The 17908-nt window shown below is 67.6% G+C and carries 16 protein-coding genes; 3 read left to right on the plus strand and 13 right to left on the minus strand.

The features are described 5' to 3' along the window. Positions 1-29 precede the first annotated feature (29 nt). The 10 genes from D7252_RS16680 to D7252_RS16725 form a co-directional block, all read right to left on the minus strand. Entirely contained in the window at positions 30-1106 is a 1077-nt protein-coding gene (locus tag D7252_RS16680; protein ID WP_120776409.1) for a glycosyltransferase, read from the minus strand. Then, positions 1103-2308 carry a putative lipid II flippase FtsW gene (gene ftsW / locus D7252_RS16685; protein ID WP_120776410.1) on the minus strand — a complete coding sequence of 402 codons (1206 nt, stop codon included), beginning with the start codon at positions 2306-2308 and terminating at the stop codon, positions 1103-1105. Before ftsW ends, D7252_RS16680 begins: the two co-directional genes overlap by 4 nt. After that, positions 2277-3812: a UDP-N-acetylmuramoyl-L-alanine--D-glutamate ligase gene (gene murD, locus D7252_RS16690; RefSeq protein WP_120776411.1), complete on the minus strand. Its 1536-nt coding sequence runs from the start codon at positions 3810-3812 to the stop codon at positions 2277-2279. Before murD ends, ftsW begins: the two co-directional genes overlap by 32 nt. Further along, complete coding sequence (gene mraY, locus D7252_RS16695) at positions 3802-4908, minus strand: phospho-N-acetylmuramoyl-pentapeptide-transferase (protein ID WP_120776412.1); 1107 nt, start codon at positions 4906-4908, stop codon at positions 3802-3804. Before mraY ends, murD begins: the two co-directional genes overlap by 11 nt. After that, positions 4905-6317 carry a UDP-N-acetylmuramoyl-tripeptide--D-alanyl-D-alanine ligase gene (murF, locus tag D7252_RS16700; RefSeq protein WP_120776413.1) on the minus strand — a complete coding sequence of 471 codons (1413 nt, stop codon included), beginning with the start codon at positions 6315-6317 and terminating at the stop codon, positions 4905-4907. Before murF ends, mraY begins: the two co-directional genes overlap by 4 nt. A gap of 27 nt (positions 6318-6344) precedes the next feature. Beyond that, complete coding sequence (locus D7252_RS16705) at positions 6345-8111, minus strand: penicillin-binding protein 2 (RefSeq protein ID WP_120776414.1); 1767 nt, start codon at positions 8109-8111, stop codon at positions 6345-6347. A 37-nt stretch (positions 8112-8148) separates the two neighbouring features. After that, the gene (locus tag D7252_RS16710) at positions 8149-8709 is read right to left on the minus strand and encodes a hypothetical protein (RefSeq protein ID WP_120776415.1); all 561 of its coding nucleotides are present in this window, start codon (positions 8707-8709) and stop codon (positions 8149-8151) included. Next, a complete protein-coding gene (rsmH, locus tag D7252_RS16715) occupies positions 8706-9644 on the minus strand; it encodes a 16S rRNA (cytosine(1402)-N(4))-methyltransferase RsmH (RefSeq protein WP_120776416.1) in 939 nt (312 codons plus the stop codon). The genes D7252_RS16710 and rsmH overlap by 4 nt, the downstream gene beginning before the upstream one ends. Before the next feature lie 114 nt (positions 9645-9758). After that, positions 9759-10190, minus strand: a complete 432-nt coding sequence (gene mraZ, locus D7252_RS16720; protein ID WP_120776417.1) for a division/cell wall cluster transcriptional repressor MraZ — start codon at positions 10188-10190, stop codon at positions 9759-9761. A gap of 261 nt (positions 10191-10451) precedes the next feature. Then, positions 10452-10829 carry a DUF3040 domain-containing protein gene (locus D7252_RS16725; RefSeq protein WP_120776418.1) on the minus strand — a complete coding sequence of 126 codons (378 nt, stop codon included), beginning with the start codon at positions 10827-10829 and terminating at the stop codon, positions 10452-10454. 85 nt (positions 10830-10914) lie between these two features. Here D7252_RS16725 and D7252_RS16730 point away from each other — a divergent pair, with 85 nt between their 5' ends. Then, positions 10915-12015 (plus strand): polyprenyl synthetase family protein, encoded by a 1101-nt coding sequence (locus D7252_RS16730; protein WP_120776419.1) that lies wholly within the window; start codon positions 10915-10917, stop codon positions 12013-12015. A 33-nt stretch (positions 12016-12048) separates the two neighbouring features. Here D7252_RS16730 and D7252_RS16735 read toward each other — a convergent pair whose 3' ends face one another. Continuing rightward, positions 12049-12399: an Rv2175c family DNA-binding protein gene (locus D7252_RS16735; protein ID WP_374225780.1), complete on the minus strand. Its 351-nt coding sequence runs from the start codon at positions 12397-12399 to the stop codon at positions 12049-12051. Positions 12400-12526: 127 nt separating this feature from the next. On the opposite strand from D7252_RS16735, the gene D7252_RS16740 reads away from it, so the two are divergent. Both D7252_RS16740 and pknB read left to right on the plus strand, forming a co-directional pair. Further along, positions 12527-13690, plus strand: a complete 1164-nt coding sequence (locus D7252_RS16740) for a LysM peptidoglycan-binding domain-containing protein (protein WP_251050752.1) — start codon at positions 12527-12529, stop codon at positions 13688-13690. Positions 13691-13768: 78 nt separating this feature from the next. Continuing rightward, the gene (gene pknB / locus D7252_RS16745) at positions 13769-15712 is read left to right on the plus strand and encodes a Stk1 family PASTA domain-containing Ser/Thr kinase (RefSeq protein WP_120776421.1); all 1944 of its coding nucleotides are present in this window, start codon (positions 13769-13771) and stop codon (positions 15710-15712) included. Positions 15713-15796: 84 nt separating this feature from the next. Here pknB and D7252_RS16750 read toward each other — a convergent pair whose 3' ends face one another. Then, the gene (locus D7252_RS16750) at positions 15797-17137 is read right to left on the minus strand and encodes a class II 3-deoxy-7-phosphoheptulonate synthase (protein ID WP_120776422.1); all 1341 of its coding nucleotides are present in this window, start codon (positions 17135-17137) and stop codon (positions 15797-15799) included. Between the two features lie 37 nt (positions 17138-17174). After that, positions 17175-17873 carry a 1-acyl-sn-glycerol-3-phosphate acyltransferase gene (locus D7252_RS16755; RefSeq protein WP_120776423.1) on the minus strand — a complete coding sequence of 233 codons (699 nt, stop codon included), beginning with the start codon at positions 17871-17873 and terminating at the stop codon, positions 17175-17177. Between the last annotated feature and the right edge of the window lie 35 nt (positions 17874-17908).

The raw sequence follows: 17908 nt of genomic DNA on the forward strand, positions 1-17908 counted from the left end.
TCTACTTTTCCTCGGGCGGCACGGCCGTCTCAGGAAGCCTCGAGGGCACGGTCGATCAGCGCGATGACGTTCTCCGTGCCGGTGCGCGTGCCCGCCTTCGCGGCGGCGGCGGCCATGCGGGCGATGCGCTCCCGGTCGCCCAGCAGCGGAACCACCGTTCGGCGCACCGCGTCTCCGTCGAACGTGGCGTCGTCGAGAAGCTCGGCAGCGCCGGATGCCACGGCGGAAGCGGCGTTGAGACGCTGTTCACCGTTTCCGACCGAATACGGCACGTACAGGGCAGGAATCCCCAGAGCACTGATCTCGCTCACCGTGGCAGAACCGGAGCGCGAGACGATCAGGTCGGCGAGGGCGAAGGCGAAGTCCATGCGGTCGACGTAGCGCCGAAGTGCGTAGCCGGGAACCCCGGGGTCGGGCATGTCGCTGCGCTCCCCCGTCACATGCAGCAGCTGCCAGTCGGCGGCGAGGATGTCGCCCCACGAATCGCCGATCGCCTCATTCAGCCGCTGGGCACCCAGCGAACCGCCGAACACGAGAAGCACGGGACGGGAGGCGTCGAGCCCGAAGTACTCGGCCGCTTCGGCACGCGTGGCCGCCCGATCGAGCGTGATCACCTCGCGGCGCAGCGGCATTCCGACGACTTCGCTGCCGCGCAGCGGAGTTCCCGCGAAGGCGACGCCGACTCCGGCTGCCCCCCGCGCGCCGAGCACATTAGCGAGCCCCGGCTTGGCGTTCGCCTCATGGACGACGAACGGGATGCGCTCGCGCCGGGCGGCCACGTAGGCGGGGGCGGAGGCGTACCCGCCGAACCCGACCACCACGTCGACTCCGTGACGCCGGATATGCGCCCGCACCTGCGCGATGGCGCGGCGGAAGCGCGTCGGGAACGAGGCAGCCTGGCGGTTCGGGCGACGCGGAAACGGAACCTTGTCGACGATCAGAAGCTCGTAGCCGCGCTCGGGCACGAGCCGCGATTCCAATCCCTCGGCCGTTCCGAGCACGAAGACGGAGGAAGCGGCATCGCGCTCACGCAGCGCGTCAGCGACGGCGAGCAGGGGATTGACGTGGCCGGCGGTGCCACCGCCGGCGAGGAGGTACGAAGTCACCTGGAGACCCTACCCCGGGCGGCTGCGGGCTTCTCCTCAGCCGGAAGCGTGCGGGCGAAGGCGAGCAGCACGCCGCACGCGATGAGGACGGCGAGAAGCGCTGTGCCACCCTGCGACATGAACGGGAGGGGCACACCCATGACGGGGAAGACGCCGATGACGACGCCGATGTTCATCACTGCCTGTCCCACGATCCAGACGGTGATGCCACCCGCGGCCACTCGGATGAACGGATCGTCGGTCTTGCGGATGATGTGGAATGCGCCGACCGTGAAGAACGTGAACAGTGCGAGCACCACGATGCACCCGATCAGGCCCAGCTCCTCCCCGACGATCGCGAAGATGAAGTCGTTGCCCGCCGCCGGCAGCCAGCCGTACTTCTCCTGAGAGTTGCCGAGTCCGAGCCCGAAGATGCCTCCGGAGGCCATGCCCCAGATGCCGTGGATGGACTGGTAGCAGTCGGTGTAGTACAACGACATGTCGTCGCAGGTGGCGGTGATCCGGCGCATGCGGTCTTCGCTGGACAGGGCGTAGGCCAGCACGGCGATGATCCCGAGGATCACCGGGATGATGAACAGTCGCAGCTTGACGCCGGAGAAGAACAGACACCCGAGCAGGATGAGCACCAGCACCATCGCCGTGCCCAGGTCCTTTCCCGCCAGCACGGTGCCGATCGCGAGCGCTGCCACCGGGATGACCGGGATGAAGACGTGGTGCCAGGTTCCGAGCATGGTCCGCTTGCGCAGCAGCACGGCGGCGATCCACAGAGCGAGGGCGAGCTTGAGGAACTCGGACGGCTGGAGCGTGAAGCCGGCGACGAGGATCCAGTTTCGGTTGCCGCCGTCGGCGACGCCCAGCGGGGTGAACACCAGCAGCTGAAGGGCGACGGCGCCGAAGAGCGCGGGCCACGCCATCTTCTTCAGGAAGGCGACCGGCAGACGGCTGACGAGGAACATGAGCGGGATGCCGAGAAGAGCGAAAACGCCCTGCCGGAGCGCTCCGTCCAGCGGACTCTGACCGTTGGCCACGGCGGTCGCGCTCGTGGCGGAGAGCACCATGACGAGGCCGAAGACCGTGAGCAGCAGCGCGGTCGAGGCGATCAGGAGGAACTCTGTCGTCACCGGAGTGAACCGGCGCCCCAGGGATACCCGGGCGGCGAGTCCGCCGGACTCAGACCGCGGAGGGCGAGCTACCTGCGTCATCGGCGCTCCCCCGGTCGATCCAGTCCCGCACCGCTTCGGCGAAGCGGTGTCCGCGATCCGCGTAGCTGGAGAACTGGTCGAAGGATGCCGCCGCCGGGGCCAGCAGCACTGTGCCCTCGTCGTCGACGATCCCCGCGGCGATCTCCACGACACGGTTCATGACGTGTCCAGTCTCGCGAGCATCGACCTCGAACACCGGGACCGCGGGCGCGTGTCGTCGGAATGCCGCGACCACCTCGGCGCGTTCGACCCCGATCACCACGGCCGCCCGTGCCGAACCGCCGACCTCGGCGACCAGTTCGGCGATGTCGACGCCCTTCAGATCGCCCCCGACGACCCAGACCGCCCCGGGATAAGCCCGCAACGACGAGGCGGCGGCGTGCGGATTCGTGGCCTTGGAATCGTCCACCCAGGTGACGCCGCCGTGCCGCGCAATCACCTCGATGCGGTGCGGGTCGAGGCGAAAGCTCTGCAGGGCGGTGTGGATGGCTTCGGGCTCGGTGCCGAGCGAGCGAGCGAGCGCGCTCGCGGCGAGGATGTTCTGAACGATATGAGGTGCCGAGAGCCCCGCGGTCTGCAGGTCGGCGAGCGTGGTCAACTCGAGCGCGCTGCGCGCCCGGTCGTCGAGGAACGCCCGGTCCACGACCAGCCCCTCCACGATCCCGAGATCACTCGGCCCGGGAATGCCGAGATCGAAACCGATGGCGCGGGCGCCGTCCACGACCTCGGCCTCTTCGACCATCTTCCTCGTGGCCTCATCCGCCTTGTTGTAGACACAGGCCACACGCGTGTTGCGGTAGACGACCGCTTTCGCGTCCCGATAGGCGTCGGCGCTGCCGTGCCAGACGAGGTGGTCGTCGGCGAGGTTGAGACACACCGAGGAGAAGGGGAAGAGCTCCCCCTCTGGACGGGACTGCCCGAGGTACCAGAGCTGATGACTGGAGAGCTCCACCACGAGCACGTCGAAGCCCGCAGGGTCGCGCACGGCGTCGAGTACCGGGACACCGATGTTGCCGCACGGCGCGGCCCGGAGGCCGCCCTCGACGAGCATCGACGCGGTGAGCTGCGTCGTGGTGGTCTTGCCGTTGGTGCCGGTGATGAGCACCCAGTCGGCGGGCGTGCCGTCGGTGCGGAGGACCTTGTCGCGTACGCGCCAGGCGAGTTCCACATCTCCCCAGATGGCGATGCCGGCGTCCTGTGCCCAGCGGATCACCGGATGCGACGGCGAGAACCCCGGCGACGCGATCACCACGTCGGGTGCGAACTCCTGAAGAACGGCCGGGACCTCGGCGAGGGACCCGAGCTCGAGTCGAGCACCGATGACGGGTAGCAGGCGGGCGTACTCCTCCTCAGCGGATTCGCTGAGGACGAGCACCTCGGCGCCCAGCTCGACGAGCGTGTCTGCGACCGAGAAGCCCGTCACCGAAAGGCCCAGGACCGCCGTGCGGAGGCCACTCCAGTCGGCGCTCCAACTGGTCAGGCCGCTCAGGCGCTCAGCCGACACGCGTCAGCCATTCGACGTAGAACAGGCCGACGGCGGACACCGCGAGAAGCCCGGCGATGATCCACATGCGCACTACGATCGTGACCTCGGACCATCCGCGCATCTCGAGGTGGTGGTGGAAAGGACTCATCAGGAACAGTCGTTTGCCGCGCGTGATCTTGAAGTACGCGCGCTGCAGGATCACGGAACCGGAGGACAGCACGAACACTCCGGCGATCACCAGGAGCAGCAGCTCGGTGCGGGTGAGGATCGCCATCGCGGTGATCACGCCACCGATCGCCATCGACCCGACGTCGCCCATGAAGACCTTGGCCTTGGGAGCATTCCACCACAGGAAGCCGATGAGGCTGGCGGCGAAGGACGCCGCGATGATGGCGAGGTTGAAAGGATCGCGCACTTCGTAGCATCCGCCCAGAGCGTCGGGGTCGCCTCCGATGCACGGCTGCTTGAACTGCCAGAACGCGATCACGCTGTACGCTCCGACGACGATCACGCCGGCGCCGGCTGCGAGGCCGTCGAGACCGTCGGTGAGGTTCACGCTGTTCGACGTGGCCACGCCGATGATCGCGATCCAGACGAGGTAGAGCACCCAGCCGAGGATCACGCCGAACGCGAAGAGGTCGAGCCACGTGATGTCCCGGAACAGGGAGATCGACGCGCTGGCGGGAGTCTGGCCGAACTTGTTCGGGAAGTTGAGGGCGACGATTCCGAACGGGATGATGACCAGGAGCTGCCCGATGATCTTGCGCCACCCGGAGAGACCGAGACTGCGCTGGCTGCGCACCTTCATGTAGTCGTCGATGAAGCCGACGGCGCCGAAGCCGACCATCAGCCAGATCACCAGGAGCGCAGAGAGCGCAGGAACCTCGCCGCTCACGAAGACGCCCGTGAAGTACCCGATGATGGAGCCGGCGATGAAGATGACGCCACCCATCGTGGGGGTTCCGCGCTTCGCTTCGTGGTTCGGGTTCTCGACCGCTTCGGGGGTGCGGATGACCTGCCCCCACCCCCACTTCCGGAAGAGCCGGAGGAAGACGGGTGTCAGGAACAGAGTGAAGGCGAGCGAGATCGCCGCCGCCATGATGAGAGACCTCACGAGAACAATTCTCCCAGACGATCGCCGAGATGCCGGAGGCCCACGGAATTGGATGACTTGACGAGTACGCGGTCGCCGTCGCGGAGCTCGTCGCGCAGGTACTCGAAGGCTGCGTCCTGATCAGGGAGATGGACCGCTTCGCTGTCCCAGGAGCCCTCGCCGACCGCGGAGAGGTAGAGCCGACGGGCTTCGGGACCGACCACGACGATGCGCTGGATGTTGAGGCGCACAGCGAGCAGCCCGATCCGGTCGTGCTCCTCCCCCGCGCTCTCGCCCAGCTCGCTCATCGCGCCGAGGACGGCGACCGTCCTCTCGTCGGGCCCGGTGATCTGTGCCAGCGTGCGCAGGGCCGCCGCCATCGAATCAGGGCTGGCGTTGTAGGCGTCGTTGATGATGCGCACGCGATCGCTGCCGAGAGGCTGCATGCGCCAACGTTCGGCGATCTCGACCGTCTCGAGACGGGCGATGGCGTCGGAGAGCGAAACACCGAGCACCCGGGCGGCGGCGATGGATGCGAGCGCGTTGCCGATGTGGTGGGCACCGAGCACACGAAGCCGAAGCGCCAGCTGCTCATCCTCGGTCTCGACGACGCACGACGTTCCGGATGCCGTCACCTCGATGTCGCGCGCCCGCACATCGGCCGCGGGGTTCTGACCGAAGCCGACGACATCCAGGCCTCGCGAGCGCGCCAACTCCTGCATTGCCGCGACGCGCGCGTCATCGATGTTCAGCACGGCCGTTCCCGGTGTTCTGGCTGCGGCGACGAGCTCGGACTTCGCTTTCGCCGTCTCCTCGATGCCGCCGAACCCGCCGGCGTGCGCCATGCCGACCATCAGCACGACGGCGATGTCGGGCTCAACGAGCCCGGCGAGGTGCGCGATGCTGCCCGGCGCGGCCGCCCCGAACTCACTCACCAGGAACCGCGTGTCGGGTGTGACGCGCAGCATGGTCACGGGAGCGCCGACCTCGTTGTTGAAGGACTTGACCGGCGCCACGGTCTCGCCCTCTCCTTCGAGGATGCGGGCGAGGAAGTTCTTGGTGGTGGTCTTGCCGTTGGAGCCCGTGATCCCCACGATCTTCAGCGTGCCTGCCGCTCGGACCCGTGCCACCACTTCCCGGGCGAGGGCGCCGAGGGCGGCGACGGCGTCAGGGACGACGATCTGGGACACGGTGACATCCACGACGTGCTCGACGATCGCGAGGACCGCTCCGGCGTCCGCGGCGGCACCGACGAATCGGTGTCCGTCGGTCTCCGCGCCGGGCTTCGCGACGAAGATCGACCCCGGGCCCATCTCACGGGAATCGGTGTCGACGAGACCGTCCACCACCGACTCGGCGGTGTCGTCTCCGGCGACGCGCAGGTCACCACCGACAGCGGCGGCGACTTCAGCGAGCGTCAGGGCGATCATGTCATCTCCAGGCGCGGCTCTCGCCGGCTATCCGAACTTGGGAAGCAACTCGTCCATCGGGACAGTGGACGGCATCACGCGATACGTTTTCATCACCTGCGTCACCGCCTTCTGGAAGGCGGGTGCGGTGGCCGCGGACGATACAACCTTAGTCGGCTCGTCGAGGGTGACCACGACGACGTACTGGGGATCATCCACCGGAGCGAACCCCACCATGCTGGTGTAGTACACGCCGTTCTTGTATCCGCCCTTGCCGTCCGACACCTGCGCGGTACCGGTCTTGCTGGTCACGCGGTAGCCGGGCACCTGGATGCGTTCGGCATTGCCGCCCTGCACGGCGACGTTCTCGAGCATCCGAGCGAGGTCGGCGGCGGTCTTCTCGGTGACGACCTGCTCGTGCGCCGGCTTCTCCGGAGTGTCGACGGCGCCGTCCGCACCCGTGCACGACTCCACGAGCGAGAGGTCGATCTTCTCTCCCCCGTTGGCGATCGCCTGGTACGTGCCGGCGAGCTGCGCGGCCGTCACGGTGAAGAACTGGCCGAAGGTCGTGGCGTAGAGCGACTGGTTGTCCCACGCGCTCGTGGGGTGCAGAGTACCGGCGACCTCCGAGGGGAAGCCGACCGTCTTCTCGCCGACCCCGAAGCGCTGCAGATAGTCGTAACGGACGTCCGGGCTGACGGTCGTGCCGAACTTCGACAGCGCCACGTTCGACGAATCGATGAGAGCACCCGCGAGGGTGTACTGATACGCCGGGTGCACGAACGCGTCGTTGACGAGGGCGCCGTTGGGGAACGACTCGCGCGAGGAGGCACTGACAGTGCTGAGCGGGGTCAGGCCCGCCCCTTCCATCGCGGCAGCGGCGGTGATGGCCTTGAACGTGGAGCCGGGCTCGAAGTCCCGCCAGAAGATCTGGCTGGCACGGGTCGCAGGGGTCGACGCGTCCAGGTCGTTCGGGTCCAGCGCGGGCCACTCCGCCGCCGCACGGATCTTCCCGGTGCCGACCTCGACGACGGTGACTGTTCCGCCTTTCGCCCCCTGCTTCTGGGCTTCCTCCGCGATCATCTGCTGCAGGTACCAGTTGAGGTCGCTGTTGATGGTCAGCTGAACCGTGCCGCCGTCGACCGCCTCCACCGTTCGCTTGCTTCCGGGGATCACGACGCCGTCTTTGCCGGTGCGATAGGACTCCTCGCCGTCGACGGGCGCGAGGCACTCGTTCGACAGCTGTTCGACGCCCGCTTGCGCGGCACCGGAGTTGTCGAGGAATCCGAGGACGTTTCCTGCCACCGCACCGTTCGGGTACACCCGCGTCTCTCTGGACTCGAAGTGCAGGTACTTCAAGCCCAGGTCGCGCAGCTTGATGTACTGCTCGGTGGTGAGAGATCTCTTGAGTTCGGCATACTGGCTGTCCGCATCCGCAGCCAGAGCGTCCGCGACGATCGTGCGCACCTCGTCGCCGGTCTGTCCCGTGACCGCGGCGATCTTCTCGGATGCCTCCGCCCAGGGCAGTTCCGGCTCGTCTTCTTCCAGAAGCATGATGACCTGCGGACTCAGCTGCGCGTCATAGACCAGCACGCTCGAGGCGAGCACCGTACCCGACGCGTCCACTATCGATCCCCGCTGACCGGGGATCTTGTTGCCCTTGCCGATATGGGTGAGCGAGTCCGCGACGTGCTCATCGGCGCTGACCACCTGGATGTCGACCAGCCGCACCACGAACGCCGCCAGCACCGTGAGGATGACAGCGAGGGCGACGACCGTGCGTCGCCGCGGGCCGCGGGTTGCTCTTGTCGTCATGGGATCTCTCCGTCGAATCGAGGGCGGTCAGCGCGGGTCAGCGGGTGGTGGGGCTCGGGAGGCCGTCGGTGATCGCCGGCGGGAGCTCCTGGTCGGTGTGGCCGGCTGCGGCGTCTTCGGCACCCGCGGTCTTGGTCGGAGGAGCCGTCACGAGCGCGTTGCTGACGGCGCCCGCTCCCTTCGGATCGACGGTCGAGTTCCAGTCGGCTCCGGCTCCGGTGCCGAATACCGCCCCATCGCTCAGGCGCAGGTAGGAGGGCGAGCCGGCGACGACCATGCCCAGTCCGGCCGCGTTGGTCGCGAGGACCTGAGGCGAGCTCATGCCGGTCAGTTCCTGCTGCAGAGCGTGCGTCTGAAGGTTCAGTTCGTTCTGCTGCGACGAGAGCGACGCGAGTGTGAAGGAGTCCTGGGTGATCGCCAGCGACAGCGCGATCTGTGCGGCCCCGATCGCGAGCGCGCCGCCGAGCGCGACGAGCGCGTAGGCGACCTTGGGCTTGCGTCGGCGGGCCGGCTCGCCGACCGGCTGCAACCGGCGTTGTGGCGTCGGAGCCGGAGCGGCCGGGAGTGCCGGCTTGCGGACCGTGGCGTTCAGGCTCATGCGTTCTCCCGCAGTTTCTCGGCGGCGCGCAGGCGCACCGGAATGGCGCGCGGGTTCCGCGCACGTTCGTCATCTCCGGCGAGCTCCGCGCCCTTGGTCACCACACGGAAACGCGGAGCATGTTCGGGAAGCTCCACCGGAAGCCCGGCGGGAGCCGTCGAGGCGGATGCCGCGGCGAACGCCTGCTTGACGAGGCGGTCCTCCAGCGACTGGTAGGACATCACGACGATGCGTCCGCCGACGCCGAGGGCGTCCATGGCGGAGGGGATCGCGTCGGCGAGCACGCTCAGCTCGGTGTTCACCTCGATCCGAAGTGCCTGGAAGACGCGCTTGGCCGGGTGTCCGGCGCGCTGCGCCGCAGCGGGAGTGGCCGCGATGAGTATCTCGACGAGCTCGCCGGAGCGGGTGATCGGCTGCTTCTGCCGGGCGTCGATGATGAAGCGGGCGTATCGACCCGCCAGCTTCTCTTCGCCGTAGCGCTCGAAGATGCGTCGCAGGTTGCCCTCGCTGTATGTCGCGATGACGTCGGCGGCGGTGACTCCCTTTGTCTGATCCATCCGCATGTCCAGCGGTGCGTCTTTGGAGTAGGCGAAACCGCGCTCGGCCTCATCGAGTTGAAGCGAGGAGACACCGAGATCGAAAAGGATGCCGGCGGCGCCGTGCGCGTGGAGCCCGATCTCGTCGTACACCGCGTGCACCAGCGTGACGCGGTCACCGAACCGCCCGAGTCGCTCACCTGCGATGCGGAGCGCATCCGTGTCGCGGTCGAGTCCGACGAGGCGGATGTGCGGGAACCGTTCGAGGAGTGCCTCGGAGTGTCCACCCATCCCGAGCGTCGCGTCGACGAGGACCGCTCCGTCCGCCTGGAGGGCGGGAGCGAGCAGCTCGACGCAACGGTCGAGCAGAACGGGGGTGTGGATGTCGCGGAGGTTCATGATCTTTCTCGGGTTTCTCTGCTTCGAGGACCAGGGCTCTGATCCCCCTCCGCTTCTCGACCCGGCACCGGGGAAGTGTGTCGGGGCGGGAGCGGCGGGGCATCACAGCCGTGGTCAGAAGAGTCCCGGAATCACCTCCTGCTCGAGATCGGAGTAGGTCTCCTCACCGGCCGCGAGGTAGGCGTTCCAGCTCTCGGCATCCCAGATCTCGGCGTGTGCGCCGACTCCGGTGACGATGAGTTCCTTCTGCAGGCCTGCGTACTGACGGAGGGGCTGCGGGATGGTGATGCGGTTCTGACTGTCTGGCATCTCCGCACTGGCACCGGAGAGGAACAGACGCATGAAGTCACGCGCCTGCTTGTTGGCGAGCGGCGCCTGACGGATCCGCTCGTGCATCGCCTCGAATTCGGCCGTGCTGAACACGTAGAGGCAGCGTTCCTGGCCGCGGGTGACGACGATGCCGCCACCCAGGTCTTCACGGAACTTCGCGGGAAGGATGACCCGTCCTTTGTCGTCCAGCTTCGGAGAATGCGTCCCTAGCAACACCGGTCATCACCCCCTCTCCGTCCGGCCAACTCGAGGTGCGCCCCACTTTACTCCACTTTCCTCCACATTCCTACGACCAATGCTCCGCCAACACACCTGAGGACCTCAGGGGGCACCGAGAAACCGCGCGATTCCGCGGTGGAGGGCGGTGGAGGGTCAGTGGGGGGACGGGGGTGGCACAGCCCGCGCGAAGAACGTGAGCACACGCAAAGAAGCCCGGATGCTCAGCATCCGGGCTTCAGGAGAAGGAAGAGGTGGCGGTCAGCGGCCGTCTTGGCGGCGGTCCCATCGGTCGTTCATGCGATCCATGAACGAGGCCGAACTCTGCGGTTTCGACGGCGAACTCTGGCGCGGGACGGCGGTGCCGGGGGCGCGGCTCACCGGAGTGACGGCGACCATGACGCCGGCGAGCATCGCGGCGAAACCGACGACACCGACGACGATCCCCCACACGTCTCCGAGGATGACCCCGGCCACGAGACCGCCGACACCGGCAAGGAGGAGAAGCGCCCCGTAGACGAGGTTTCGATAGCTCAGCGCACGATCGCCCGAAGGCGCGCTCACGACGTCGGCGTCATTGTGCAGGAGATGGCGTTCCATCTCATCGAGCAGACGCTGCTCCTGTTCGGAGAGTGGCATTTCGTCCCCCTCGGGTATGGTCCTTCTCATTCTACGCGCGCCGAAGCGCTCGAGGCTAGCCGTTCAGGGCCTCCTTGCTTTACGTATGCTGGGAGTCGTGCCGTCCCCCGCCTCTGTCCCCGACTTCGTCGCCGAACGCCTGGACCATTTTCTCTCCAGGATGCGAACGGAATCGGCCGACTACGGACCCGACGCCCTCGGCTTCCTCGACGCCGCCGCTGCGACACTCGACGGCGGTAAGCGCCTCCGCGCACGGTTCTGCCATGCCGGCTGGCGGTCGATCGCGAGGTTCCGTGACCGCGACGCCCTCGAAAGCGAAGCACTCTGGGATGTCTGCGCCGCCCTGGAGATCTTCCAGTCCGCAGCGCTCGTCCACGACGACTTGATCGACAACTCCGATACCCGACGCGGTCGTCCGGCCGCGCATCGCGCGCTCGAGGAGTCGCACCGATCGGCCCGCTGGGCGGGCGACGCGGAAGCGTTCGGTCGAGCCTCCGCCGTGCTGCTCGGCGACCTGCTGGTGGCGTGGAGCGATGACCTCCTGGAATCCGCGCTCGATGGCCACCCCCACGCGCGCACCGTCCGCTCCGAGTACGCCCGGATGCGGCGTGACGTGACGACCGGTCAGTTCCTGGACGTCGCGGAGGAGTCGGCGTGGAGGGTCAGCGCCGCCGAGAGCCACGCCGCGCGAGCCCTGCGGGTCGCGTCGTTGAAGTCCGCTCGCTACAGCATCGAGCAGCCCCTGGTGTTGGGCAGCGCGCTCGCTGGCGCCGACGACGACCAGGTCGCAGCCCTACGGCGCTTCGGACACCCCGTCGGGATGGCATTCCAGTTGCGGGATGACATCCTCGGTGTCTTCGGCGATGCAGCCGTCACCGGGAAGCCGGCCGGCGACGACTTGCGCGAAGGGAAACGCACCGTCCTCGTCGCTCTCACCAGGGAAGCGCTGGACGCCTCCGCTCGGAGTGTGCTGGACGAGATGCTCGGCGACCGCGAACTCACCCGGGAACAGGTCTCGTTCGTGCAGGCGACTGTTGCGGATTCCGGAGCGCTCGACCGCGTGGAGGCCATGATCGCCGACTACGCGCGGGAAGCGGATCGGGCGCTGTCAGGGGCCCGCCTCGACAACGCCGCAGTCGGCGAACTGCGCGATCTTGCGCGCGCGGCCACGGTACGCTCCGCCTGAGACGGTAGGCCTCGGAGTCGAAGCGTCGGCGACTCAGGCGAGAGTGCGGGCCAGGCGGCGCACAGCGCTCTTGTGGCCGGCGAGGAGCGCATCGATCGGCGAACGGCCGAGACTTTCGTCTTCTGCGAGCAGCCAGTCGATCAGCTCATCGTCGGTGAAGCCCGCGTCCTGCAGCACGATGATCGTCCCCCGCAGCGAACTGAGGGGAGCTCCGTCGACGATGAAGATCGACGGCACGGCGAACACCCCGGTGCGGCGCGATCCGACGAGGTAGTGGTCGTCGATCAACCGACGGACGCGGCCCAGCGGTTCGCCCAGAACCTCGACCAGGTCGGGCATCGTGAGCCACTCGGTGGCGGGGGTGACAGCTTCGTTCTCAGACACGTTGCCACTATCTCACCTTCGATGAGATGCCGCATGTCGACACTTCCGTCACACGCGTCACTTCTGTCACTTCAGTTGACTTCCGTTTACTTCCGTGTCAGCGTGAAGTGCTCGAAAAGGGGGAACCTTGAGACAGATCACCGCCACGCGACGTACGCGATATCTCCAGCTCGGCATGCCGGCCGCAGTCCTCGGCACGCTTGCCGGGACTCTGGTCGCAGCGCCCGCCCAGGCCGCTTCGGCAGCTGCCATCGAGCCCCACCGTTCTGCACAAGCACGGGTCGTGCCCGCTCAGGTCCCGCCGTCGAGCTACCAGGTCCAGCCGGGCGACACGGTGTGGGCGATCGCCGAGCGATTCGGTCTTCGCACCGGCGATCTGCTCGCCTGGAACGGACTTTCGCCGCGTTCGGTCATCCACCCCGGGCAGACCCTGACCCTGCGAACGCCCGCGGCCGCCTCCGTCCCGGCGCCGGCCCCCGTCAGGACGACCGCCTCCTCGCACACCGTGGCGGCCGGCGACACCGTCTACGCGATCGCGCAGAAGCACGGCACCACCGTCGACGCCGTGCTGGCCGCGAACGGCCTCACGAAGGCGTCGATCATCTATCCCGGCCAGAAGCTCGTGCTCTCTGAATCGTCCGCTGCGACGACAGCGCCGGCCGCGGCGCCTGTCGCACCCGCGGCCGCCGCAGCCTCCGCGACGCACACCGTCGTCGCCGGCGACACCGTCTTCGGCATCGCGCAGAAGCACGGCACGACGCCGCAGTCCCTCTTCGCGCTCAACGGTCTCACTTCCTCCTCCGTCATCTACCCGGGCCAGAAGCTCACCGTTCGGGCGAAGCCCGCGGCGGAGGCGGCGTCGGTGAGGGGACAGCGCACGGCCGCTCTCACCGCCGAGCAGGCGTCGAACGCCGCACGGATCATCCGGATCGGTCGCGAGCTCGGCGTCTCCGACCGCGGCATCGCCATCGCACTCGCGACCGGCATGGTCGAGTCGAGCCTGCGCAATCTGCACGGCGGTGACCGCGACTCGCTCGGCGTCTTCCAGCAGCGCCCGAGCATGGGATGGGGAACCCCGGACCAGATCATGGACGCGGACCGCAGCACCCGGGTGTTCTACGGCGGACAGAGCGACCCCAACGGCCAGGCGACGCGCGGCCTTCTCGACATCGCGGGATGGGAGAGCATGTCGTTCACCGACGCCGCTCAGGCGGTGCAGATCTCGGCCTATCCGACCCGTTACGGCCAGTGGGAGACGCAGGCATATGCCTGGCTCGGCCTTCATGGCTGAGCTCCTCCCAGAAAACCGGCAGGCTCCAGGGGTGAGCCGCTCCCCGGGCTTTCAGGCAGTTCTCCATAGAATTCTGTCGTGACGTCCAATCAGCAAGCCGACCCCCTCATCGGGCGGCTTGTCGACGGCCGTTACCGCGTTCGCGCACGAATCGCTCGTGGCGGGATGGCGACGGTGTACGTCGCCACCGATCTTCGCCTCGAGCGCCGCATCGCACTGAAGGTCATGCACGCGCACCTCAGCGACGACTCCGCCTTCCAAAGTCGGTTCATCCAAGAGGCTCGGGCCGCCGCGCGGCTCGCCGATCCGCACGTGGTCAACGTCTTCGACCAGGGCCAGGACGGCGAGCTCGCCTACCTCGTGATGGAGTACCTGCCCGGCATCACGCTCCGTGAGCTGATGCGTGAGCAGAAGCGGCTGACGATCCCCCAGACCATCACGATCATGGACGCCATCCTCGCGGGCCTCTCCGCTGCCCACCGCGCCGGTATCGTGCACCGCGACGTGAAGCCGGAGAACGTCCTGCTGGCCGAGGACGGCCGCATCAAGATCGGCGACTTCGGCCTGGCGCGCGCGACGACCGCGAACACGGCGACCGGCCAGCAGCTGCTCGGAACGATCGCGTATCTCGCTCCGGAACTCGTGACACGAGGCACAGCCGACGCCCGGAGCGACATCTATGCGCTCGGCATCATGCTCTACGAGATGCTGGTCGGCGAGCAGCCCTACAAGGGCGAGCAGCCGATGCAGATCGCCTTCCAGCACGCCACCGAGTCGGTGCCGCGACCGAGCGTCCGCAATCCCGCCGTTCCCGAGCAGCTCGACGAGCTCGTGCTGTGGGCGACCGAGAAGTCCCCGGATGAACGCCCGGACGACGCGCAGCAGATGCTCGAGCGGCTTCGCGAGATCGAACGCGATCTGGGCATCGCACCCGCCGTCGCCGCCGCCACCACTTCCCAGCGCAGCCAGGCGGACTCCGGCGATCTCACCAAGGTGATGCCCAGCACGATGGTCATCGCCGATCCGACGGCGCCCGTGGCCCCGGCGATCGACAACGCGACCGTGCTGCGCCGACGAGCATCGAAGCGTCGCGCCCGCGGCGCGTTCCTTCTCACGCTGGTGCTGTTGCTGGCTGTGCTCGCCGGCGGTGTGGGCTGGTGGTTCGGGTCCGGGCCAGGTTCGCTCGTGGCCGTTCCCGCGGTCGCCGGTGGGAGCTACGACGACGCCGCGGCCGCGTTGACGGCGGAAGGCTTCGTGCCGGTGCGGGGCGAGGAGAACTCGATCGATGTCGCTGCCGACACCGTCATCCGCACCGATCCCGACACGGGCGCACGGCTCGACAAGGGAGCAGAGGTGACCGTCTTCGTCTCGGTCGGCCCGTCGTCTCATGCCGTCGAGACGCTCAACGGGAAGACGGAGAGCGAAGCGAGAGACTACCTGAGCGAGATCAGCGTCAACGTCACCGACGATCCCCTGATCCTCTTCTCGGATGCCGACGACGGAGTCGTCATCAATGCCTACGTCACACCGCGCGACGGCGGCGAGGTGTATCAGTGCAGCGAGGGATGCGACCTCCGCGAGGACGACACCGTCGAACTCTACGTCTCGGCCGGCGCCTTCCCGGATGTATCCGGCATGGGGCTGGACGAAGCGACCAAGACCCTGACCGACAAGGGACTGCAGGTCACCGACGAGCCGAGCTACCAGTTCAGCGATGCGAACGAGGGAGTCGTGCTCGGTGTCGCCGATCGCGCGGAAGAGGGCAACTGGCGTCCGGGCGACAGCGTGCAGCTGATCGTCTCGAAGGGGCCGGAACTCTTCCCGGTTCCGAACGTCGCCGACAGGACTCTGGGAGAGGCGAAGCAGATCCTGGAGGACAACGGCTTCTCCGCCTCCTACGCACCGTGGGGCGACCTCCCGGGCTTCGCCGAGCTCGCCACCGTCACAGGCCAGGATCCCGGCCCGGACGGGTCACTTCCCCGTGGCGGCACCGTGAACCTGTCGATCCAACTCAGCGGCTGAGCCTGGGCGGCAGCCCGAGCCGCCAGACCGCGAACAGAAAGAACCGCCTTCCTCTCGAGGAAGGCGGTTCTCTGCTCCTGCGTGTCAGCGGTTCTCGAGCTCCTCAGCCACGAGGAAGGCCAGCTCCAGGGACTGCATGTGGTTCAGGCGCGGATCGCAGAGGCTCTCGTACCGGGTGGCGAGGGCAGCCTCGTCGATGTGCTCCGAGCCGCCGAGGCACTCGGTGACGTCGTCACCGGTGAGCTCGACGTGGATGCCGCCGGGGAAGGTACCGACTGCCCGGTGCGCCTCGAAGAACCCGCGGACCTCGTCGACGACATCATCGAATCGGCGCGTCTTGTAGCCGGTCGGCGTGGTGATCCCGTTGCCGTGCATCGGGTCGGTGACCCACAGCGGCTGTGCACCCGAATCCCGCACCGCTTCCAGCAGCGGCGGCAGGGCGTCACGGATCTTGCCCGCCCCCATCCGCGTGATGAAGGTCAGACGCCCGGGCTCGCGGTTCGGGTCGAGCTTGTCGATCAGTGCGAGCGCGGTGTCGGGAGACGTCGTCGGGCCCAGCTTCACTCCGATGGGGTTTCGGATCTTCGAGAAGTAGTCGACGTGCGCACCGTCGAGGTCGCGCGTGCGCTCACCGATCCAGAGGAAGTGCGCCGACGTGTTGTACGGAGTGTCGGTACGTGAGTCGATGCGCGTCATCGGACGCTCGTAGTCCATCAGGAGGCCTTCGTGCCCGGTGAAGAACTCGACGCGCTTGAGTTCATCGAAGTCGGCGCCGGCCGCCTCCATGAAGTTGATCGCGCGATCGATCTCGGCCGCCATGCGCTCGTAGCGCTGGTTGGCGGGGTTCTGCGCGAAGCCCTTGTTCCAGGAGTGCACTTCACGAAGATCGGCGAAACCACCCTGGGTGAACGCGCGGATGAGGTTCAGGGTCGAGACGGCGGTGTGGTAGCCCTGGAGCAGCCGGTTCGGGTCAGCGCGGCGAGAGCCCTCGGTGAAGTCGTAGCCGTTGACGATGTCGCCCCGGTAGGCGGGAAGCGTGACGTCGCCCCGCGTCTCGTTGTCACTCGACCGCGGCTTGGCGAACTGCCCGGCCATGCGCCCCATCTTGACGATGGGCATCGAGGCGCCGTACGTGAGGACGACCGCCATCTGCAGCACCGTCTTGATGCGGTTGCGGATCTGCTCGGCCGTCGCTCCCGCGAAGGTCTCGGCGCAGTCGCCGCCCTGTAGGAGGAAGGCTTTGCCGGATGCGGCGCGCGCGAGGCGATCCCGGAGGTTGTCGACCTCGCCCGCGAATACCAGCGGGGGCAGCGCGGCGATCTGGCGGGAGACGTCGGCGACGGCATCCGCGTCGGGCCACTGCGGCTGCTGCTTGATGGGAAGCGAGCGCCAGGCATCAAGGGCGTCGATGTGGTGCGGGAGCATTCCTCCAGCCTACCGGTCGGCGTGCGGCCGAGATGCTCTAGGAGCCCCGTGTGACGCGGGCGGGAACGCGATCCTTCACGGTCGATGCATACACGTCTTCATACTCCTGCTGCCCCAGCCGCTGCAGGGCCACCATGATCTCATCGGTGACCGAGCGGAGGATGTACCGGTCGTTCTCCATACCTTCGTATCGGGAGAAATCGAGCGGCTCACCGATCACGATCCCGACGCGCATCACACGGGGAACCCGGCGTCCGATGGGCATGGCGGTGTCGGTGTCGACCATGATCACCGGGACGACAGGCACCTTCGCTTCGAGCGCCATGCGCGCGATGCCCGTGCGGCCTCGATACAGCTTGCCGTCGGGGCTGCGGGTGCCCTCGGGATAGATTCCGAGCAGGTCACCGCCCCCCAGCACCTGGAGGCCGGTGTTCAGAGACGCCTCTGATGCCTTTCCGCCGGAGCGGTCGATCGGGATCTGACCCGTCGCCTTCATGAAGAACTTGGTGGCGACCCCCTTGATGCCGCGCCCGGTGAAGTAGTCGCTCTTGGCGAGGAAGGACATCGACCGGTCGATCACCAGCGGAAGAAAGATGGAGTCGGCGAACGAGAGGTGGTTGCTGGCGAGGATGGCCGCACCGCTCGCGGGCACGTTGTTGCGCCCCACGATCCAGGGGCGAAAGATCCCCTTGACCACAGGGCCGATCACGACGTACTTCATCAGCCAGTAGAACATCGAGGTGAAGTCTAGCGCCGCCCTCGGCATCCGCT

The sequence above is a fragment of the Microbacterium sp. CGR2 genome (genome assembly GCF_003626735.1).
Taxonomy (GTDB): domain Bacteria; phylum Actinomycetota; class Actinomycetes; order Actinomycetales; family Microbacteriaceae; genus Microbacterium.